The sequence below is a fragment of the Streptomyces sp. ERV7 genome (assembly GCF_001653515.1).
Lineage (GTDB): Bacteria > Actinomycetota > Actinomycetes > Streptomycetales > Streptomycetaceae > Streptomyces.
Genome location: NZ_LYOY01000051.1, coordinates 1164502 through 1184639 on the forward strand (window position 1 = coordinate 1164502; position 20138 = coordinate 1184639).

Annotated in this window: 20 protein-coding genes; 11 read left to right on the forward strand and 9 right to left on the reverse strand. The window is 73.0% G+C overall.

Translation table 11 applies throughout. The annotated features are described in order from the left end of the window. The first annotated feature begins 117 nt into the window (after nucleotides 1–117). Nucleotides 118–1539, forward strand: coding sequence for an NAD(P)/FAD-dependent oxidoreductase (locus A8W25_RS28085; protein WP_067166497.1), 1422 nt, complete (start codon nucleotides 118–120; stop codon nucleotides 1537–1539). An 8-nt stretch (nucleotides 1540–1547) separates the two neighbouring features. Here the strand turns inward: A8W25_RS28085 and A8W25_RS28090 are convergent, their stop codons facing one another. After that, complete coding sequence (locus tag A8W25_RS28090; RefSeq protein ID WP_067166500.1) at nucleotides 1548–2009, reverse strand: MarR family winged helix-turn-helix transcriptional regulator; 462 nt, start codon at nucleotides 2007–2009, stop codon at nucleotides 1548–1550. A gap of 188 nt (nucleotides 2010–2197) precedes the next feature. Here A8W25_RS28090 and A8W25_RS28095 point away from each other — a divergent pair, with 188 nt between their 5' ends. The 5 genes from A8W25_RS28095 to pcaD are packed head-to-tail and all read left to right on the forward strand — an operon-like array spanning nucleotide 2198 to nucleotide 6203. Further along, entirely contained in the window at nucleotides 2198–3001 is an 804-nt protein-coding gene (locus A8W25_RS28095; protein WP_067166503.1) for a CoA transferase subunit A, read from the forward strand. Next, nucleotides 2998–3765: a CoA-transferase subunit beta gene (locus tag A8W25_RS28100; RefSeq protein ID WP_067166506.1), complete on the forward strand. Its 768-nt coding sequence runs from the start codon at nucleotides 2998–3000 to the stop codon at nucleotides 3763–3765. The genes A8W25_RS28095 and A8W25_RS28100 overlap by 4 nt, the downstream gene beginning before the upstream one ends. An 11-nt stretch (nucleotides 3766–3776) precedes the next feature. Continuing rightward, nucleotides 3777–4553 carry a protocatechuate 3,4-dioxygenase subunit beta gene (gene pcaH, locus A8W25_RS28105; RefSeq protein ID WP_067166508.1) on the forward strand — a complete coding sequence of 259 codons (777 nt, stop codon included), beginning with the start codon at nucleotides 3777–3779 and terminating at the stop codon, nucleotides 4551–4553. Next, on the forward strand, nucleotides 4550–5071 hold the full coding sequence (gene pcaG, locus A8W25_RS28110) for a protocatechuate 3,4-dioxygenase subunit alpha (protein ID WP_067166510.1): 522 nt from the start codon (nucleotides 4550–4552) through the stop codon (nucleotides 5069–5071). The genes pcaH and pcaG overlap by 4 nt, the downstream gene beginning before the upstream one ends. Continuing rightward, entirely contained in the window at nucleotides 5058–6203 is a 1146-nt protein-coding gene (gene pcaD, locus A8W25_RS28115) for a 3-oxoadipate enol-lactonase (protein ID WP_067166513.1), read from the forward strand. The genes pcaG and pcaD overlap by 14 nt, the downstream gene beginning before the upstream one ends. 7 nt (nucleotides 6204–6210) lie before the next feature. On the opposite strand, the gene A8W25_RS28120 is transcribed toward pcaD, so the two are convergent. The 3 genes from A8W25_RS28120 to A8W25_RS28130 all read right to left on the reverse strand — a co-directional run bounded on the left by A8W25_RS28120 (nucleotide 6211) and on the right by A8W25_RS28130 (nucleotide 9022). After that, entirely contained in the window at nucleotides 6211–6972 is a 762-nt protein-coding gene (locus tag A8W25_RS28120) for a hypothetical protein (protein ID WP_067166515.1), read from the reverse strand. Beyond that, a complete protein-coding gene (locus A8W25_RS28125) occupies nucleotides 6972–8246 on the reverse strand; it encodes a VWA domain-containing protein (RefSeq protein ID WP_067166518.1) in 1275 nt (424 codons plus the stop codon). Before A8W25_RS28125 ends, A8W25_RS28120 begins: the two co-directional genes overlap by 1 nt. A 98-nt stretch (nucleotides 8247–8344) precedes the next feature. Next, on the reverse strand, nucleotides 8345–9022 hold the full coding sequence (locus tag A8W25_RS28130) for a helix-turn-helix domain-containing protein (protein WP_067166520.1): 678 nt from the start codon (nucleotides 9020–9022) through the stop codon (nucleotides 8345–8347). Between the two features lie 288 nt (nucleotides 9023–9310). On the opposite strand from A8W25_RS28130, the gene A8W25_RS28135 reads away from it, so the two are divergent. After that, nucleotides 9311–10054: a hypothetical protein gene (locus A8W25_RS28135; RefSeq protein WP_067166522.1), complete on the forward strand. Its 744-nt coding sequence runs from the start codon at nucleotides 9311–9313 to the stop codon at nucleotides 10052–10054. 320 nt (nucleotides 10055–10374) lie between these two features. On the opposite strand, the gene A8W25_RS28140 is transcribed toward A8W25_RS28135, so the two are convergent. Together A8W25_RS28140 and A8W25_RS28145 are read right to left on the reverse strand one after the other, a co-directional pair. After that, on the reverse strand, nucleotides 10375–10803 hold the full coding sequence (locus A8W25_RS28140; RefSeq protein ID WP_079126502.1) for a hypothetical protein: 429 nt from the start codon (nucleotides 10801–10803) through the stop codon (nucleotides 10375–10377). Continuing rightward, nucleotides 10800–11267, reverse strand: a complete 468-nt coding sequence (locus A8W25_RS28145) for an ATP-binding protein (RefSeq protein ID WP_067166526.1) — start codon at nucleotides 11265–11267, stop codon at nucleotides 10800–10802. The genes A8W25_RS28140 and A8W25_RS28145 overlap by 4 nt, the downstream gene beginning before the upstream one ends. 184 nt (nucleotides 11268–11451) lie before the next feature. On the opposite strand from A8W25_RS28145, the gene A8W25_RS28150 reads away from it, so the two are divergent. Continuing rightward, nucleotides 11452–12312, forward strand: coding sequence for a helix-turn-helix domain-containing protein (locus A8W25_RS28150; protein WP_067166528.1), 861 nt, complete (start codon nucleotides 11452–11454; stop codon nucleotides 12310–12312). Continuing rightward, nucleotides 12313–12549: a DUF397 domain-containing protein gene (locus tag A8W25_RS28155; RefSeq protein ID WP_067166531.1), complete on the forward strand. Its 237-nt coding sequence runs from the start codon at nucleotides 12313–12315 to the stop codon at nucleotides 12547–12549. A gap of 58 nt (nucleotides 12550–12607) precedes the next feature. Here the strand turns inward: A8W25_RS28155 and A8W25_RS28160 are convergent, their stop codons facing one another. Then, nucleotides 12608–14395: a hydroxysqualene dehydroxylase gene (locus tag A8W25_RS28160; protein WP_067166534.1), complete on the reverse strand. Its 1788-nt coding sequence runs from the start codon at nucleotides 14393–14395 to the stop codon at nucleotides 12608–12610. A gap of 203 nt (nucleotides 14396–14598) precedes the next feature. Here A8W25_RS28160 and A8W25_RS28165 point away from each other — a divergent pair, with 203 nt between their 5' ends. Both A8W25_RS28165 and phsA read left to right on the forward strand, forming a co-directional pair. Then, nucleotides 14599–15006, forward strand: a complete 408-nt coding sequence (locus tag A8W25_RS28165; protein ID WP_067166537.1) for a YchJ family protein — start codon at nucleotides 14599–14601, stop codon at nucleotides 15004–15006. A 65-nt stretch (nucleotides 15007–15071) separates the two neighbouring features. Further along, nucleotides 15072–16907 (forward strand): O-aminophenol oxidase PhsA, encoded by a 1836-nt coding sequence (gene phsA / locus A8W25_RS28170; RefSeq protein ID WP_067166538.1) that lies wholly within the window; start codon nucleotides 15072–15074, stop codon nucleotides 16905–16907. A gap of 43 nt (nucleotides 16908–16950) precedes the next feature. On the opposite strand, the gene A8W25_RS28175 is transcribed toward phsA, so the two are convergent. Next, entirely contained in the window at nucleotides 16951–19029 is a 2079-nt protein-coding gene (locus tag A8W25_RS28175; protein ID WP_067166541.1) for an MDR family MFS transporter, read from the reverse strand. A 70-nt stretch (nucleotides 19030–19099) separates the two neighbouring features. Beyond that, nucleotides 19100–20095, reverse strand: coding sequence for an urea transporter (locus tag A8W25_RS28180; protein ID WP_067166549.1), 996 nt, complete (start codon nucleotides 20093–20095; stop codon nucleotides 19100–19102). Nucleotides 20096–20138: the final 43 nt, after the last annotated feature.

Here is a 20138-nt window from a genome sequence, read left to right on the forward strand (position 1 = left end):
CGGCCTCTGCCGAGCGAGCGGCCGGATCGGGCCAAATCGTATGGCTCAGGCAGGTTCCGGGCCCCGCGGCGCGTCATACTGGTCGGCCGGATATCGCGCCGAGCAAGGGGACTTACGTTGGTGGACACGGTGAACGGGACGGGCGCGTCCCGGGGCGGGGGGCGGCACGCCGTCGTCGTCGGGGGAAGTCTGGCGGGGCTGCTCGCGGCCCATGTGCTCGCGGACCACGCCGACCGGGTGACGATCGTCGAGCGCGACCGGCTGCCCGACGGCCCCGAGCCGCGCGGCGGGGTGCCGCAGAGCCGCCACACCCATGTGCTGATCCCGGGCGGTCAACGCGCGTACGACGCGTTGCTGCCCGGCTTCTGCGAGGAGCTGATGGCGCTCGGCGCGCCCCGCGTCGGCGCGCCGAGCGACCTGGTGCAGTGGCAGGCGGGGCGCTGGTTCCGCCGCACCGAGGAGACCGCCCACTTCATCTCGCCGACCCGGCCGCTCCTCGAATGGCTGGTGCGCCGCCGGGTGCTGGCCAACCCCCGGATCGAGGTCGTCCAGGGCACCGAGACCGTGGGCCTGGTCGGCGACGCCTCGCGGGTACGCGGGGTGCTGCTGCGCGAGCGGGGGGCGGCGGCCGTCGCCGTGGGCCGGGAGCCGCAGCGGCTCGCCGCCGACCTCGTGGTCGACGCGTCCGGCCGCGGCAGCAAGGCCGCCGACTGGCTGACCGCCATCGGCGCCGAACCGCCCGTCGAGGAGACCCTGGAGACCGGCCTCGCCTACGCGACCCGCTTCTACCGCGCGGACGAGGACGGATCCGGCGACAGCGACGTGCGGGGCCACTTCATCGTGCCCAACCCCGGCCAGACGTTCGGCGCGGTCGTGCTGCCCGCCGAGGGCGACCGGTGGATGGTCACGCTCTCGGGGCTGCGCGGCGCCGAACCGCCGCTGGACGACCGGGGGTTCACGGAGTTCGCCGACCGGCTGCCGCACTCGATCACCCGCGACTGGCTGGACGCGGCCAAGGCCGACGCGCCCGCGCTCGCCTACCGCACCACCGCGAACATCCGCCGCCGCTACGACCGCCCGGGCCGTCGCCCCGCCGGGTTCCTGGCCACGGGCGACGCCCAGTGCGTCTTCAACCCGATCTACGGCCAGGGGATGACGGTCGCCGCGTTCAGCGCCCTCGCGCTGCGGGACGCGCTCGGCGAGAACCGCCGTACGCCGACCACAGAGCGTGTCCAGAAGGCGATGTACGCGGCCTCGCGCCAGGCGTGGGACATCTCGGCCGGGTCGGACAAGAACATGCCGACCGCGTCGGGCAGCGCGGCGCGCAGCACCGTGGCCGACCGGGTCGCCGGGTGGTACCTCGGGCGCGTCGAGGCCCGCGCGCCCGGCGATCCGGCGGTCGGCAGGGTCTTCCGCGACGTGCTGTATCTGACCCACCCGGTGTCCGCGCTGTTCGCGCCGCGCATCGCCAAGGCGGTGCTGTTCGGATCCGTACGGCCGACCCCGCAGGAGCCGCCGATGCGGCGGGAGGGGGTCTAGCCCCCCGGTCAGCTCGCCTCCGCCGCCTCGGCCACGCCGCCGAAGCCCTCGGCCGCGTCCGCGACCCGGCGCAGCAGATCGAGGAAGAGGGTCTGTTCGGCGGGGGCCAGCGGGGCGAGGAAGACCTCGTTCATCCGGGCCGTGCGGGCCGTGAGTTCACGGTGCACGGCCCGGCCCTCGTCGGTGACGGCGAGCCGGGAGCGCCGGCCGTCGAGCGGGTCGCGCGTCTTGCGCAGCAGACCGCGCCGGGTCAGCCGGCTGATGACCTCGGCGATGGTCGACCGGTCGAGACCCACCCGCTCGCCGACGGTCCGCTGGTCCAGGCCCGGAGAGGCGACCAGCGTGTTGAGGACGGCGAACTGCGGGGAGGTGGTCTGCTCGGAGACCATCGTGTTCCAGAGCAGATAGTGGACCTGCTGGAGCCGCCGGGCCAGATGTCCGGGATGGCCGCTCAAGTCGACTGCGGACACGGCGTGTTCCTCTCGTCCTGCCGCTCATGGCGAGCGCTTTCGGTCAACCGCGTACGGTCAAGTGTTCAGCGCCCGAAGGGTGTTGACCCGTCCGAGTCGTCCCGTTAGCTTCGGAAGCGGTAGGTACTCAGTGCACTGACTAAACACTGACCCTACCGCTACGGGGAAGCGAAGGGCAGGGGGAAGCAATGGCCGAAATTCGAGGGCTGCGCGAGGCGGTGGCCGACCTGATCCACGACGGGGACACGGTCGCCATGGAGGGGTTCACCCATCTCATTCCGTTCGCGGCGGCCCATGAGGTCATCCGGCAGGGCATCACCGATCTCACGCTGGTGCGGATGACCCCGGACGTGATCTACGACCAGCTCATCGGGGCGGGGCTGGCCAGGAAGCTGGTGTTCTCCTGGGGCGGCAACCCGGGCGTCGGCTCGCTGCACCGCTTCCGCGACGCGGTCGAGAACGGCTGGCCGCGTCCGCTGGAGCTGGACGAGCACAGCCACGCGGGCATGGCCAACCGCTATGCGGCGGGCGCCTCCCGGTTACCGTTCGCGCTGCTGAACGGCTATCGGGGCAGCGACCTGGGACGCCGGACGACAACGCTGTCAACCATCGACTGCCCCTTCACCGGGCAGGAGCTGGCCGCCGTGGCCGCGGTCAACCCGGACGTCACGGTCATCCACGCCCAGCAGGCCGACCGGGAGGGCAACGTCCAGCTCTGGGGGCTGGCCGGGGTGCAGAAGGAGGCGGTCCTCGCGGCCGAGCGGGTGCTCGTCACCGTCGAGGAACTCGTCGAGCAGCTGGAGCCGCGCCCCGGAGGCGTGGTGCTGCCGGGCTGGGTCGTCGACGCCGTCGCCTGGGTGCCGGGCGGCGCCCATCCCTCGTACGCCGCGGGGTACTCGGAGCGGGACAACGACTACTACCGGGAGTGGGACTTCGTCTCGCGGGACCGCGACGTGTTCCAGCAGTGGCTCAAGGAGTGTGTGACCGGATGAGCGACGGGCCGGGCCGGGGCCGCCTCGGCGGCGACGTGCTGATGGAGGTCGGCGCGGCGCGGGCCCTCGCGGGCGCGCGGACGTGCTTCGTGGGCATCGGACTGCCGTCCACGGCCGCCAACCTCGCCCGCCGCCTCCACAACCCCGGCCTGGTCCTGATCTACGAGTCGGGCGCCATCGGCGCCAAGCCGTCCCGGCTGCCCCTCTCCATCGGCGACGGCGAGCTCGCCGAGACCGCCGACACACTGGTCCCGGTGACCGAGATGTTCAACTACTGGCTCCAGGGCGGCCGTATCGACGTCGGCTTCCTCGGCGCCGCGCAGCTCGACCGGTACGCCAACATCAACACGACCGAGGTGGACCGGGGTGCCGGCCGCCCGCCGGGGCGGCTGCCCGGGGCGGGCGGCGCCCCCGAGATCGCCGCGCACTGCGGCGAGGTGCTGATCGCGCTGCGCCACTCGCCGCGCACCCTGGTCGAGCGCCTCGACTTCGTCACCACCCTGGGCCACGGCAGCGGCCCCGGCGACCGCGCCCGGTACGGGCTGCGCGGCCGGGGCCCGGTCGCCGTCATCACCGACCTCGGCGTGCTGCGCCCGGACCCGCGGACCGCCGAACTGGTCCTGACCGAGGTGCACCCCGGCGTCACCGTCGAGCAGGTGCGCCGGGCGACCGGGTGGCGGCTGCGGACCGCGGACCGGGTGGGGGTGACACCGCCGCCCAGCGAAGCGGAGCTGAGAGAGCTGAGAGCCCTCACATCGGCCTGAAAGAGGTAGGGATGACATCGCGTCAGCAGTACGGGGCACCACCCGAAGGTGTCGATCAGCAGGTCATCGACACCGTGGCGGTCGACGCCCGGGCCGCCGCGCGGGGCGCGGGCCACCCGCCGCGTGACGTCCCTCCGTACGTGGGCAGCAGGCTGCGCCATCCCCGGCGCCCGCCGGTGCCGGTGCGCGACCCGGAGGCCGTCGAGCTGCGCGGGCCGGTCTTCGGCGCCACCGACGTCGGCCCGCTCGACCACGACCTGACCGCGCACCACCGGGGCGAGCCGCTGGGGGAGCGCATCACCGTCAGCGGCCGGATCCTGGACCGCCGGGGGCGGCCGGTGGCGGGCCAGCTGACCGAGATCTGGCAGGCCAACGCGGCCGGGCGGTACGCCCATCAGCTCGACCGGCACCGCGCGCCCCTCGACCCGCATTTCACCGGCTTCGGCCGCTGCCTCACCGACGCGCAGGGGCGCTACTCCTTCACCACCATCAGGCCGGGCGCCTACCCCTGGCAGAACCACGAGAACGCCTGGCGGCCCGCGCACATCCACTTCTCGCTCTTCGGGACCGCCTTCACCCAGCGGCTGATCACCCAGATGTACTTCCCGGGCGACCCGCTCCTGGACTACGACCCGATCCTGCTCGCGGTCCCCGAGGAGGGGGCGCGCCGACGCCTGGTGGCGGCGTACGACCCGGAACTCTCGGTCCCCGACTGGTCGTTGGGCTACCGGTGGGACATCGTGCTCGACGGTCCCTCGGCCACCTCGTTCGAGGAGGGGGAGCGGTGAGGCACCCCACGCCGTCCCAGACCATCGGCCCCTTCTACGGCCACGCGCTGCCCTTCGCGGGCGGCGCCGCGATGGCCCCGCCGGGCCACCCGGGCACCCTCACGCTGCACGGCCACGTCTACGACGGCGAGGGCGAGCCGGTGCCCGACGCCCTCCTGGAGTTCTGGCAGCCGGGGCCCGACGGCTCCCGGACCGGCAAGCCCGGCTCACTGGGCCGCAACGGGGTCGACTTCACCGGCTTCGGCCGCGTCCCCACCGACGCGGCGGGCCACTGGACCCTGCGCACCCTGGCGCCGGGCGGGGTGCCCTACCTCTGCGTCGCGGTCTTCGCGCGGGGCCTGCTCGACCACCTCCGCACCCGGGTGTATCTGAGCGAGGCGGCGGACCCGCTGCTCGACTCCCTGGAGCCGGAGGCGCGCCGCACGCTGGTGGCGGCGCCCGACCCCGGGGCGCGCGGCCACCGCTTCGACATCCACCTCCAGGGCGCGAAGGAGACGGTGTTCCTTGAGTTCCACTGACCCCGGGGACGCCGAGCCGCTCCACCACCGGTGCGAAGGCCCGGCGGGCGGCCCGGTGCTGATCCTCGGCCCCGCCCTCGGCACCTCCACCGCCGTGTGGGACGGCGTGGCCCCCGGACTCGCCGCCACCCACCGGGTCGTCCGCTGGGACCTGCCCGGCCATGGCGGCTCGCCGACCGGGCCGATCGGCCCCGGCGCCCGCGTCGGGGACTACGCCCACCTGGTGCTGCGCCTCGCGGACGCGCTGGGCGTGCGCGGCTTCTCGTACGCGGGGGTCTCGCTGGGCGGGGCGGTCGGGATGTGGCTCGCCGCGCACCACCCGGACCGGGTGGACCGCCTCGCCGTGGTCTGCGCCTCGGCGGACTTCGGCGGCCGCGAACCCTGGCACGAGCGTGCCGTCGTCGTACGCCGGGAGGGGATGGAGCCGGTCGTGGCGGGCGCCGCCGGGCGGTGGTTCACGCCCGGTTTCGAGGCCCGGGGCCCGCTCGCGGACCTGCGCGCCACCGACCCGCGCGGCTACGCGGCGGCCTGCGACGCGCTGGCCGCGTTCGATCTGCGCACGGAGCTGAAGAAGATCGCGGCGCCGACGCTCGTGGTCGCCGGGCGGGCCGACCCGGTCACACCGCCCGCGCACGCGCGGGAACTCGCGGACGCCATCCCCGGCACCTCGCTCGTCGAGATCGCGGGCGCCTCCCATCTCGCGCCGGTGGAGCGCCCGGAGGCCGTACTGGCCGCGCTGCGGGGCCACTTCGCGCCGCCCGCGCCCGGTGGCGCCGCGATCCGCCGCGAGGTCCTCGGGGACGCGTACGTCGACCGGGCCGAGGCCCGCACCGATGCCTTCACCGCCCGCTTCCAGAACCTCGTCACCCGGTACGCCTGGGGCGAGATCTGGGGCGACCCGACGCTCACCCGGCGCGAGCGCGGTCTGATCACGCTGACCGCGCTGGTGGCCCGGGGGCACCTGGACGAGCTCGCTCTCCATGTGCGGGCCGCGCGGCGCGGTGGGCTGACCCCGGACGAGATAGGCGCGGTGCTGCTGCAGACCGCGGTCTACTGCGGGGTGCCCGCCGCCAACTCCGCCTTCGCCGTGGCCCAGCGCGTGCTGGCCGAGCCCACGACGCAGGCGGAGTGACGGACCGTCAGGCCTGCGGGACGTGCGACGGGCGGCCCCGGCCGCGGGTCAGCGCGTATCCGCCGACACCGGCGAGCGCGGCGAGCACACCGCCGATGCCCGTCCAGATCCATCGGTCGGTCCACCAGCCGGACGACCAGCCGTCCTCCGGCTCGGTCTTCGGGCCGCCGGCCCCCAGCGGGGTGGACAGACCGCCGCCCACCGCGTGGGCGCCGCCCGCCTTCACCGTCCGGGGCTTCATCTCCGCCTTGACGGGCAGACCCCGCTCGGAGGCGGGCAGACCGACGGCGGTCAGCCGTACGTAGTAGCTGCCCGGCAGCATGTCGTCGGCCCAGGCGTCGGCCCAGGCGTGCACCGGACGCAGCGTGCAGGAGAGCGTCACGCTGGTGGCGTCGGGCGCGGCGGAGCGGGACTGCGCCCCGTACATGCACGGCTGGCGGCGGCGCAGCCCGTCGTACACGTCGATCCGCCAGGTCGTCGTGGCCTGACGGCCGGCCGACGGCAGCGTCACCGTGGCGTCCACGGTGGGGCGCTGCCCGGCGTCGGCGGGGAAGACCCAGTACAGGTAGTCACCGCTCGAAGCCGTCGCGGTGGCCTGCTGGCCCTGCTTGACGGGCGTCGCGGTACGGAACGTGGTGCCCGCCTCCGTCGGCGCGCCGCTCGACTTGCTCGGGCTCGGCGACGGCGTGTCGGCCAGCGCCGGGGCCGCGGGGGCCAGCAGTGCGGCGCCGGTGAGCAGCGCCGCGGCCAGCATTCTCGGGGTACGCATCAGTTGGTCCTCCAGACAGCCACGCGCCAGCGCGAGATCCAGCCCCAGAGCAGACCGGCGACGAAGCCGGTGAGCACCAGGACGCCGAGCAGCCACCAGCCGCGGCCGAGGCCGAAGGCGGCGACGTCGGAGGGCTGGTCGGGACCGTCGACGACGTCCACGGTCAGCTCGACGGGCATGCCCGGCGTGGTCTTCACCGACGCGGGCGCCGAGAAGGAGTTGCTGACCTGGAGGCAGACGGTCTCGACGGTGTCCTTGTCGTCGTCGTCCTTCGCCTCCGGCTTGGGATAGCGCAGACCCGTGGAGATCAGGTCGGTGCGGCCGTCGCCCGCCTCCGAGCCGCGGACGATCTCCCGTCCGTGCCGGGTGACGGCCCGCATCAGGACGCCGTAGTCGTTGTTGACGGCGCGGTCGGCGCCGACGCTGACGGCGGCACGCAGCTCCTGGCCGGGCTTGACGTCGACCTTGTACCAGCGGTGCTCGCCGAACGTCTCGCGATCGGTGTAGAGGCCGGGCTTGAGCTGGGGGGCGCTCTCGCAGCTCGCGGCGCCGTTGGTGGCGACCGGGACGACCACCGGGTCGGCGGCACGGTCCACCGACTGCTTGACGCGGTCCTTGAGCTCGTCCTTGTGCTTCACCGAGGTGTACGTGCCGCCGGTGGCCTGCGCGATGCAGGTCAGCTGGTCACGGGTCTTGGCGTCCGGGTTGAGGCCGAGGGTGTCGATGACCAGGTGGATGCCCTGGGCGGCGATGTCGCGCGCCACCTCGCACGGGTCGAGCGGGGCACAGGTGTCCTCGCCGTCCGTGATGAGCACGATCCGGCGGGTCGCCTCGCCGCCCTTGAGGTCCTGCGCCGCGCCCTGGAGGGCGGGGCCGATCGGCGTCCAGCCGGTCGGGGCGAGGGTGGCGACGGCGGTCTTCGCCTCGGTCCGGTCGAGCGGGCCGACCGGGTACAGCTGGCGGGTGTCCTTGCAGCCGACCTTGCGGTCGTTGCCCGGGTAGTTGGCGCCGAGCGTGCGTATACCGAGCTGGACCTCCGGCGGTACCGAGTCCAGTACGTCGTTGAAGGCCTGCTTGGCGACGGCGATCCGGGACTGGCCGTCGATGTCGCGGGCCCGCATCGAGCCGCTGACGTCGAGCACCAACTCGACCTTGGGGGCGGCCTTCTGCGCGGGCGGTCCGTCGGCCGCGACCGCGTCGGCCGGGAGGATACCGGTGGCGAGGGTGGCGAGCAGCGCGCCCACCCCGGCCGCCAGCCGTTTTCTGGTGATCATCGCCGGATCCTATGGAAGATCGGATCACCGCCCAAATCCAGCGGGCCCGAATCCGGCGGTGCGGCGCCCGGTTCCGCCGGGGCCGGGCCCGGCGGCCCTCAGGGATCCACGCGCTTGACGCTCTCCAGAAGCATGTCCAGCCACTCGGTGACCTTGTCCCGGTGCTTGTCCGTGGGGAGTTGGGCGGCCCGCCAGGCGATGCCGCGCACCCCGTGGTCCTGGAGGAGGCGCTCCAGCGGGTCCTCGCCGGCCGGGGCGAGCGCGTCGAGCTCGCGCTCGCGGTCGTGCTCACGGGCGGCGAAGGCGTGCAGCAGCTCCTGCTCGGTGCGGAGCAGGGCGTCGGCCAGGGCCTCGCTGTCCTCGGCGGTGAGATAGCCCGCGTGGACCTTGAAGAAGCGCTGGATGGCGTCGCAGTGCTCCATGGTCGGGCGCCGGTCGCCGTTGATGAGCGCACCCGCCTGCTGCCGGGACATCCCGGCGCCGTCGGCGATCTCCTGCTGGGTGTAGGGGCGTCCGTTGGGTTTCAGCCGTGAGCGGCGCAGTGCCGCGAACCGCTGGAGGAACCGGGCCTGGACGTCCGGCTCACCGGCCGCACGGCCGTCGAGCAGCGCCTGGACGACGTCGGCCGGAACCCCCGAGGCATCGGAGAGCTGGTGCACGTCAAAGACCTCTGCCTGGCTCATTCCGAGCTTGCGGGCCAGGTCGTCGACGCGGGCGGCGATGTCCCCCAGGGGGCCCGCGGCCGCCGGTCCCGGATCCGAGAAGCCGTCCGTCACCAGTAATTCTCCTAGATCACACGAGTTGCTCCGCACAGCTCGAACACAGAGTGAAGATGTCCGGAGGCTACTTGCTCACGCCAGCGAGAACCAGAACTTGCCACAGCTGTGGCGTATTTGAGGCGTTCTCGGGCCGGAATGCCACGATGGTTGACATTCTCTTGCCGACGGGAGCAGGATCGCCACACGGTGCGAAGATCGACCTCTGTGCGATGAGGACGTGGAGGACGGCAGGCGCACCGCGTGCCTGCAAGAGGAGTCGCGTTCTCGATGGTGAAAGAACCGTTGGTGAACAGGTCAACCGGCCCCGTACCGGAGAACGTACGGGGCACCGCCGCCACCGCCACCGGCCAGTGGGACGCCGAGGCGCGCGCCTACGTCGACGACCACATGGCGATGATGGACGCCACGGACTTACCGTCGTTCCTCGTCGACCGCAGCTGGAACGTCGTGCACGCCAACACCGCGTACGACACGCTCTTCAAGGCCGTGGGCCCCCACCCCACCGCGATGCCGCGCGACAACTTCCTGCGCTTCGTCCTCTTCCATCCCCACGCGGGCTCCGTGCTGGCCCAGCACGAGACGAGCTGGTGCCTGCCCATGCTCGCGCAGCTCTCCGCCGCCCTGGAGCGGGACCCGCACGACCCCGAACTGCGGGCCGTGCGCCGGGAGATCGCCGACGACCCGCTGATGAGCGCCGCCTACCAGCAGGGCCTGCCGCACTGGATGCGCATGGTCGGCCCGGCCGCCGTGGACCACGACGGGGCCGTCCGTGCCGTGCGCCACCCCGACCCCGGCTGGGACGCCGTGGAGTGCCGGGTCCTGGACGAGTCCTCCGGCACGCTGGGCGAGCTCGGACTGCGCCGGGTCACCCTGGTCCTGCGCCGCGCGCCCGCCGCACCCCGCGCCCACGAACCCCGGAGCGCACCCCGCGCCCACGAACCGAAGGGCGCGCCGGGAGACGCCGTGATCACCCGGAGCCGGGGCCATCTGAGCCTCGTCCGCACCGACCCGGCCCCCGCCGGAAGCTGAGCCGGAGCCACCCGCCGCGGCCGCCGTACACAATGGGCGGGTGACACTCCGCTACCACGTACTCGGACCGACGCGGGCCCTGTGCCCGGACGGCAGTGAGGTCCCGCTCGGCGGCGCCCGGCTGAGGGCGCTGCTCGCCGCGCTGGCGGCGGGCGCCGGGCGCGCGGTGCCGGTACCGGCGCTGGCCGCCCGGCTCTGGGGCGACGACGACACCCCGCCCGCCGACGAGGCCGCGGCCGTGCAGGCGCTGGTCGGACGGCTGCGGCGGGGGCGGGGAGTGAAGTCCCATCCCGGGTCGGCGCGAAGGGCGGGCGTGCGGGCTAGGTCCATGCCGGTGCCGTTCCAGTCAGCTGGCATACCACCAGGTACAGCGGGATGGGGGGCGTATAAGGGCTGCTGCCCTCGGGACGGTGGATCATCCTTCGGCCCGGGTTCTCCGGGACGCGTGCGTCCGGGGCGTAGCGGGCCGGGTACGGCCAGGCGAGCTCGTGGTCCGAGCCCGCCGGGACGATCCACCACCAGCGGTCCGGGTCGGCGAAGACGCACCCCGAGCGGGGCAGCCGCGCCAGGACCCGGAAGCCGTAGGAGGCGGGTACCGCGACCGCGTCGCAGCCCAGAGACGCCGGGAGCGTCGGCGGCAGCACCAGTCTGCTGCCGCCGATCGCTCCGGCGCCCCCTTGCGGGCCGGGCCCCCGAGGCCCCCCAGCCTCTTCCCGGCCGCCTCTGGACAGAAGTGTGTGTGGGCTCATCGGCATGTACGGTCCGCCCCGAGCCGGGCCCAGACGATCCGGCCGGTGCCCTGCGGCACGTCGTGGGCGCCCCAGGCCACGCTCAGCGCGTCGACGAGGAGCAGCCCCCGGCCGCCCTCCTCGCTGTCCGCCGCGTCGCACAGCGTGGGTCCGCACGCGCCGTACCCCTGGTCCCTGACGGCGACGGTCAAGTGCCCGGTGGCGAAGGAGAGTTCGCAGGACACCCGGGTGCCCGCGGTGTGGACGACGGCGTTGGTGACGAGCTCGGATATCACCAGGGCGGCCGCGTCACCCAGCTCCTCGCAGAGCCCCCAGCGGACGGTGACCTCGGCCGTGTGGCGGCGGGCCGCCGAGGCGGACTCGGGCCTGGCCGCGAGATCGAACGCGTACCGGCGGACATCGGCGACGGACACCGTGGGGGCCGCGCCTATGAGCTGCGGGACGAGCGCATTACCAGGGGCCACGACCGGTTCCTCACAGTGGGGAAGCGGCGTCGCGCGCGACAGCCGCATGTGCTGGCGTTCACCGACCTACCTTCCACCCATCCGTGACACTTGGCAAGGGGCACTCTGAAAATTGCAGAGTGCTGTGTTCTGGGCTGAGGTGGCATGGCACACTGCTCGGCAACAGGGTTAGGGGAGGTCTGACGTGAGTGAACCCCGGTCCGCCCCGACCGTGGGGCAGGTCGTGCTGGGCAGACGCCTGCAGGATCTGCGTGAGCGGGCCGGCCTCCGGCGCGAAGAGGCGGCGAAGGTGCTCCGGGTCGCCCCCGCCACGATCCGTCGTATGGAGACGGCCGAGGTCTCGCTGAAGATCCCGTACGTACAGTTGCTGCTCAAGGCGTACGGCATCGGGGACGAGGAGACGGACCGTTTCATCGAGCTCGCGGAGGAGGCGAACAAGCCGGGGTGGTGGCAGCGCTTCCACGACATCCTGCCCGACTGGTTCAGCATGTACGTGAGCCTGGAGGGCGCCGCCTCACTCATCCGGACGTACGAGCCGCACTTCGTTCCCGGGCTGCTGCAGACCGAGGAGTACGCGCGCTCCGTGATGGTCAGCGGCGCGCTGGGGCAGACCAAGGTCGCCGACATCGACCGGCATGTGGCGCTGCGCATGGAGCGCCAGTCGCTGCTCACCCGGGAGGACGCCCCGAGGTTCTGGGTGATCATGGACGAGACGGTCCTGCGGCGCCCGGTGGGCGGTCCCGAGGTGATGCGCGGCCAGCTCGACCGGCTCCTGGAGGCGGCCGAGCTGCCCCATGTGACGCTCCAGCTCGCGGAGTTCGCGACCGGGCATCACCCGGGGACCTACGGCCCGTTCGTCCTCTTCAGATTCGCCGTGCCGGAACTCCCGGACATGGTCTACAGCGAGTACCTGACGGGCGCGGTCTATCTGGACGCGCGCCCCGAGGTGGCGACCCACCTCGAAGTCATGGATCGCATGGCGGCCCAGGCCGCGACTGCACAACGCACGAAGGAGATCCTCGCGGATCTCCGCGAGGAGCTGTGAATGGATCACATATACAACGGCATGCCGGCCCGTGAACTCGGGACTGAGGGCTGGCACAAGCCGTGGAGCGGCGGCAACGGCGGCAACTGCGTCGAGGCCATGAAGCTGGCCGACGGCCGGGTCGCGGTGCGCCAGTCGGCCGACCCGGAGGGCCCCGCTCTGATCTACACCAGCAACGAGATCGCCGCGTTCATCCTCGGCGCCAAGTCGGGCCAGGCCGACTTCCTGCTGACGTGATCCACTCAACGGCCGCCGCCCGCAGCCCTCTCGGGGCAGGGGCGGCGGCCGAGTCGTGTCAGCCCACGTCGAAGATGTTGGGCAGCCCCAGGCGGTAGCGGAAGCGGTCGTCGCGTTTGAGCAGATCGAGCTCCGGGGCGCTGTAGAGCGAGGTCACCGAGCAGCGCGGGGCGGCCGAACCGGCCCGGTCGAGCAGCGCGTTGACGGCGAGGCGGCCCGAGGTGTTGGCGCCCTCCATCGTCGCCAGGTCGATGGGGACGGCCACGTAGTCGCCCGCCAGATAGAAGTTGGGGATCTTCGTCCCCGCCGAGGGGCGGTGGTGGAAGGTGCCGACCGGGTGGATGAGCAGCTCGTCCTCGTTCCTCGGCTCGGGCGTGCCGATACCGGAGACGCCCGGGTCCAGGAACCACGAGTGCAGCTTGCCGTCGCTCAGCACGGTCCTGCCGGTGTCGTTGACCGAGGCCTTCAGCTGCGCCCACACCTCGCGCGCGACCTCCTCGCGGGTGCACTGCTTGGCCGTCTTGCCGTACAGCATCCCGGGTTTGTCCCACTCGGAGATGTCCACCGAGAGGCAGTCCACCACCGTGCCGTCGCCGTAGTCGGTGCGGAAGTCGTGGTGCGGCCAGTGCTCGGCCTGGGCGATCGCGGTCAGCGACCAGGGGGAGTCGATGCAGTCGAAGTGGCCGTGCACCCCGTCGGGCCGCTCGGTCAGATAGAACTGGATGCCTGTCATCCAGTCCGTGCGCAGCTTGTCGCAGCGGGCCAGCTGCGGATCGGCCGCGCGCATCGCGGCGCTCCAGGTGGGCCGGGCGTGCTCGACCGGGAGCGCGCAGACATAGTGGTCGGCGCTCACCGTGCGACGCGCCCCGCCCGGGTCCTCGACCACCGCCCCCGTCACCTTCGCCCCGTCGTACGCGAACTCCCGCAGGGTCCAGCCCACCTGGAACTCCACGCCCAGGGTGCGCAGATGGGCGACCCAGGGGTCGATCCACGCCTCGTTGGTGGGGGCGTTGAGGATGCGGTCGAGGGGGCCGTCGGCGCCGCGGCCGAGCGCGTTGAAGACGAACGCCTCAAGCAGCGAGCCCACCGTGCGGGTGCTGGCCTCCTCCGCCTTGGTGGCCACGATGTTGCGGGTGACGCCGACGGCGAGGATGCGCTGGTACTCGTAACTCATCTTCCCCGCCTTGGTGAAGGTCCACCAGGGCGTCGCCTCCCACTGGTCGTTGCGGCGCTCGTCGCAGCTGGTCAGGAAGGTGACGAGCCGGTCCGCGAAGTACGCGACCTCACGTGCGGGCAGCCGCTGGAAGGTGCCGAGCACACCGGTCAGGGCGCGCCGCAGCGCGTCCAGGGTGAGCTGCTGCGGGGTGCCGGACCAGGGCAGCGGAAGGCGCAGGTCCTCGTAGCCGGTCCGGGCGAACATCATCTCCTTGGGCGCGACCAGGTTGTCCCAGACGCCGTGCGCGTTGCCGGGGAAGGGGATCCGCCGCATCGTGTCGGGGAGGTTGTGGTAGATCCCGGGGATGAAGCGGAAGCCGTGCTCGGCCGGGAGCGGGCCGCGGCCGCCCCGGGCGCTGTCCGGCACGTCCATGCTGCGGGCCTTGCCGCCGAGCGCCCGGCGCTCGTAGAGCGTGACGCGGAAGCCGCGTTCGGCCAGCTCGTGGGCGGCGGTCAGACCGGCGACGCCGCCGCCGAGCACCACCACCGACTGCCCGCCCGCCGGGGCGGTCCGCGGACCTGCCGCCGCCGCGACGGCGGGGACCGCCGCGTCGAGCCCCAGGGCGGTCGCCGCGCCCGCCACCGCCGTCCCCGCGACAAACGTGCGCCTCGTACTGCCCGAACGCTCCATGGTGCCCCCTATTACCGGTGGTAACGGTCACGTCGGCGCAGGAGCTTACGGATGCGGCCGTCAGGCCGGAAGAGACAATCGAGCCCAGTGTTCCGTGGGCGCACGGCAGTTGCGGGTCCGCCGCCGGCAGCTGCCGGCCACCTCCGCACGGCTGCGCGCGGCCGTGCGGAGGCGGCCCGACGCGGATGTGGTCAGATAGGGGCATGGCTCGACGCACCCCCCGACCCCAGCCCCCCGAGGACTGCCCCTGCGGGCTGCCCGCGCGGTACGCCGAGTGCTGCGGCCGCTACCACGCCGGGCAGGCGGCGCCCACCGCCGAGGCCCTGATGCGCTCCCGCTTCAGCGCCTTCGCGGTCGGGGACGAGCCCTATCTGCTGCGTACCTGGCACCCCGACCACCGGCCCGCCGGCGTCGAGTTCGACCCGGGGACGCGCTGGACCCGGCTGGAGATCCTGGACACCGAGGGCGGCAGCGCCTTCCACACCACCGGCGAGGTCACCTTCCGCGCCCACTACACCGAGGGCGGCGACGAGGGCTCGCTGCACGAGCGGAGCCGATTCGTCCGGTACGACGGTGCCTGGGTGTATCTGGACGCCGTCTTCACGGACTGAACCGGATCGGGGCTTTCGGCGTCTTTCCCGTGAACGGCCGTGATGGCCGGGATCAGGGGGAGAAAATGTCCGACATCGCCGGGGACGAACTCGTCCCGTACACCGACCGCTTACCGATTCCCGAAGTACTGCGGCCCGCCAAGGCCGATGTGCGCCGGGAGACCGAGATCGCCGTCCGCCCCACCTGGGTGCGGCTGCACAGCCAACTGCCGCCCACCCTGATGTGGGGCTACAACGGCACGGTGCCCGGCCCCACCATCGAGGTGCGGCGCGGCCAGCGTGTCCGGATCGCCTGGACCAACCGGGTGCCGCGCGGCAGCGAGTACCCCGTCACCGCCGTCGAGGTGCCGCTGCGCCCGCAGGGCACCGCGCCCGCCACCACCGAGCCCGGCCGCGGGAACGCCGAGGCCAGTGCCGATGTGGCCGCGCTGCCCGCCTGGACCGTCACGCATCTGCACGGCGCCCAGACCGGCGGCGGCAACGACGGCTGGGCCGACAACGCACTGGGGGAGGGCGACGCCCAGCTCTCCGAGTACCCGAACGACCACCAGGCCGTGCAGTGGTGGTACCACGACCACGCCATGAACATCACCCGGTTCAATGTGTACGCCGGGCTCGTCGGCACGTATCTGGTGCGCGACGAGGAGGAGGACGCCCTGCGGCTGCCGCACGGGAAGCGGGAGATGCCGCTGATCCTCATCGACCGCAACCTGGACACCGACGAGGACGGGCGCCTCGACGGGCGGCTGCTGCACAAGACGATCGTCGTCGACCCGAAGAACGCCGAGACGGGCCGCCCGGTCACGGCCCCCTTCACCGGCCCGTTCACCACGGTCAACGGCGTCATCTGGCCCTACCTCGACACCGACGCCGCCTGGTACCGCTTCCGGCTCGTCAACGCCTCCAACGCGCGCATCTACGACCTGGTGCTCCTCGACGAGGACGACAACCCGGTGCCCGGAGTGCTCCACCAGATCGGCAGCGACGGCGGACTGCTGCCCGCCCCGGTCACGGTCGGCTTCGACGCGGCGCTGCCCACGCTGACCGTGGCGCCCGCCGAGCGCATGGACCTGCTGATCGACTTCCGGGAGCTGGCGGGCCGCCGGCTGCGCCTGGTCAACAAGGGAGCGGGCAAGCCCGCCGGGGTGCCCGACCCGGCGGGCAACGTCCGCTATCCCCAGGTGATGGAGTTCCGGGTGCGCGAGTGCGCCGAGCGCGACGACTTCGTGCTGCCGCAGGTGCTCTCCGGCTCGTTCCGGCGGTACGAGCACGCGCAGCTGCACCACGGCCACCGCCTCGTCGTGCTCACCCCGCCCGGCACCGTCGGGGGCGGCGGCCACCCGGAGATCTGGGAGATGGCCGAGGTCACCGACGCCCCCACCGAGCCGGCGGACGGTGTGATCCAGCTCCGGGGAGCCGACGGCAAGGTGAAGACGTACCGGCGGATCGCCCGCACCTTCAACGACGGCCTCGGGTTCACCGTTGCCGAGGGCGTCTTCGAGCAGTGGAGCTTCCTCAACCTGGGCGGCCCCGTCCACCCGATGCACATCCACCTCGCCGACTTCCAGCTGATGGGCCGCGACGCGTACACCGTGAACGGCTTCGACCAGAAGCTGGGCGGCACCCGGACGCCGGTGGCCTACGACGCGTCCCGGCCGGTCCCGCTCGCGCCCAACGAGCGCGGCTTCAAGGACGTCTTCCGGGTCCCGGCGGGACAGCTGGTGCGGGTGCTCGGCCGCTTCGACGGGGCGTACGGGCGGTTCATGTACCACTGCCATCTGCTGGAGCACGAGGACATGGGCATGATGCGGCCGTTCGTGGTGGCGCCCGCGGAGGCGCTCAAGTTCGACCACGCGGCCGGGCACGGCGGCCACGACGGCCACGGGGGACACTCGGGCTGAGACACGGGAGCTCCTTCTCCTGGGGGGGCAGGGTGCGGCCGGGTCAGGAACTGGCCGCACCCACCGTCCGGCGGTCGGCCGGGGGCAGGCCGTTGGCCAGGTCCTCGGCGAGCAGCCGCTTGGCGATGGCGTCGGCGGCGGCCCGCAGCTCCGCGCTGCGCGGCCGCCCCCGGTCCCGCTCCAGCTGCTCGTTGAGCCAGTCCGACCAGGACGCGCTGATCGCGTCGACCTCCCGGCTCCCGCCCTCGGTGAGCGAGAAGTAGGTGGCCTCGCGGGTCAGGAACCCCTCGTCGACCATCCGCTGGAAGACCGGCACCAGGACCTCCGGCGGCACATGGCGGCGGGAGGCGATCAGGCCGAGGCTCGCGTGCCCGACCATCCTGGTGAACAACTCCACCTGCATCACCGCCCAGGCGCCCGCGATGTCGAGCCGGGAGTCGGAGCGGGTCACGATGTGGCGCGCGGTGTCCATGCCCGTACTGCGGACGATCTTGGCGACCGACAGCTCCAGGACCTTCTGCGAGTCGCCGGTCGACGGCTGCGCGAACCCCTCGCCCATGTCGGTGGAGGAGGAGCGGGCGGTGTCGCGCAGCTCGACCTGCTTGAGGAAGAGCGCCACCAGGAACCCGGCGGCCGCCACCGGCACGGTCCACAGGAACACCGTGTGGAGCGAGTCCGCGTACGCCTGGACGATCGGCGCGGCCGTGTCCGGGGGCAGCGACTTGAGGCCCTCGGGGGACTGCGCGGCCGTGGCGAGCGCCGCCGGGTCCGCGCCGCCCGCCTTCGCGGCGGCCGCGATCCCGTCCGTCAGGTTCGGCTTGAGGGTGTTGGCGTAGATGGTGCCGAAGACCGCGGTGCCGAAGGAGCTGCCCAGCGTACGGAAGAAGGTGACGCCGGAGGTCGCGGTGCCGAGGTCGGCGTAGTCGACGGTGTTCTGCACGGCGATCGTCAGGACCTGCATGCACAGACCGATGCCGAGGCCGAGCACGAACATGTACAGCGACTCCAGCCAGGCGCCGCTGTCCGGCCCCATCAGCGAGAGCAGATAGAGCCCGACGCCCATCACCAGGGCGCCCGCGATGGGGAAGATCCGGTACTGGCCGGTCTTGCTGACCACGTTGCCGCTGAACACCGAGGCGATCAGCAGACCGATCACCATCGGCAGGGTGCGCACGCCCGAGACGGTCGCCGAGTCGCCGTCCACGTACTGGAGGTAGGTCGGCAGGAACGTCATTGCCCCGAGCATCGCGAAGCCCACGATGAAGCTCAGGACCGAGCAGACCGTGAAGACGGGGTTGCGGAACAGCCGCATCGGCAGCATCGGCTCGGCGGCCCGGGTCTCCGCCCAGCAGAACGCGGCCAGCGCCGCCACCCCGCCCGCGAAGAGGACGAGGATGGTCGGCGAGGACCAGGCGTACTCGTTGCCGCCCCAGCTCGTCGCCAGGATCAGGGCGCTCGCCCCGGCCGCGACGAGCCCGATGCCGAGGTAGTCGATCACCGGCTTGGCGACCGAGCGGATCGAGGGGATGGTGCGGGCGGCGGCGATGACCACCAGGACCGCGATGGGCACGTTCACGTAGAACGCCCAGCGCCAGCTCAGATGGTCCGTGAACAGCCCGCCGAGCAGCGGACCGATGACGGTGGCGACGCCGAACACGGCGCCGATCGCGCCCTGGTACTTGCCACGCTCGCGCAGCGGGATCACATCCGCGATCAGCGCCATCGCGGTGACCATCAGACCGCCCGCACCGATGCCCTGGAGCGCCCGCCACGCGATGAGCAGCGACATGTTGGTCGCGAGCCCGCACAGGAACGAGCCGGTGATGAAGACGACCGCCGAGACCTGGAAGACCACCTTGCGGCCGAAGAGGTCGCCGAACTTGCCGACCAGCGCGGTCGCGACGGTCTCCGCGAGCAGATACGAGGTGACCACCCAGGACATATGAGCGGCGCCGCCGAGGTCCGAGACGATCGTCGGCAGCGCGGTGCCCACGATCGTCTGGTCGAGGGCGGCCAGCAGCATCCCGAGCATGATCGTGCCGAAGACGACGTTCCGCCGGCGGACGTCCAGCACGGGCGGCGCGGCGGGTGCCGGGGGTGCGGTGTCGCTGGCTGTGGTCACACTCGCACCCTCACACCACCGCAGGTGGGGCGCATGCGCGGTAGGCCGTGCGGGTGAGTCGGCGCGAGGCTCAGCCGGGCACCGCCGCGCCGGTCGCGTCCGGCTCGACGGACGCCCGCACCTCGGTACGCCGCAGCCTCGGCAGCGCCGGGACCGACGCCAGGAAGACCAGGGTGGTCAGGACGAACGGCCAGGTGAACGCCCGGCCCCCGGCCGGGGCGAACAGTGCGCTCAGCGCCGGGCCCAGGACGGTCGCGGCCGCCGCCCCCGCCACCGCGAAGCCGAGGCTCCAGCGGTCGGCGGCCAGCAGCGCCCCGCACAGGGCCATCGCCACGAGGACGGCGTTGTACCCCATCGTGCCGTCCGCGATCCGCGCGGCCGGGGCGCCGAGTGCCCAGGCCGTGAGGATCGCGACGGCGCTGCCCGCGCAGGCCATCGCGCCCGCGAGCCGGTCGGCCGCGAAGATCCCGGCGAGGAAGATCAGCCCCACGTACCACTGGGGCACCAGGAAGATCTGGGCGACGTTGGCGAAGAAGCCGTGCACCACCTCGTGCGGCCCCAGGGCGACCGGCCCCTCGGCGGCGCGGGCGAGCGCGGCCGGGCCGTCGCCGTGGTGCCACACCTTGCGAAAGCCCGGCGCCGCGATCGTCATGGCGCTCGCCGTCAGACAGAAGGGGAGCGTCAGGGACGGCAGGCCCCAGGTGCGCAGCACGGTGGCGGTGGCCGCGGCGACCACGGTGACCACCGCGCAGCCACCGGCCGCGAGCAGCGCGGTGGACAGATGTCCCGGCCCCAGGCCGACCGCGACGCCGACGGCTACCAGACAGGCGTTGAAGCCTTCCAGCCCGGCGGCGACCCGCCCCCGCTCCACGCCGAGGAGCCGGGCGGTGGCGGTGCCGACGGCGGTGCCCAGCAGCCCGTACAGGCCGTAGTGCCAGCCCGCGACGAAGAGGCCCACCGAGAAGACCGCGCCGGTCACGGCGCTCGGCACGAAGTCGACCTGAGCCTGCCCCCGCAGCACGTGAACGGCGAACCGCCCCCACCGCGCGGCGCGCACCTGCCCCACCTGAACCCCTCCCGTCCGACGGGCTCCGGACGGCCCCGGGGCA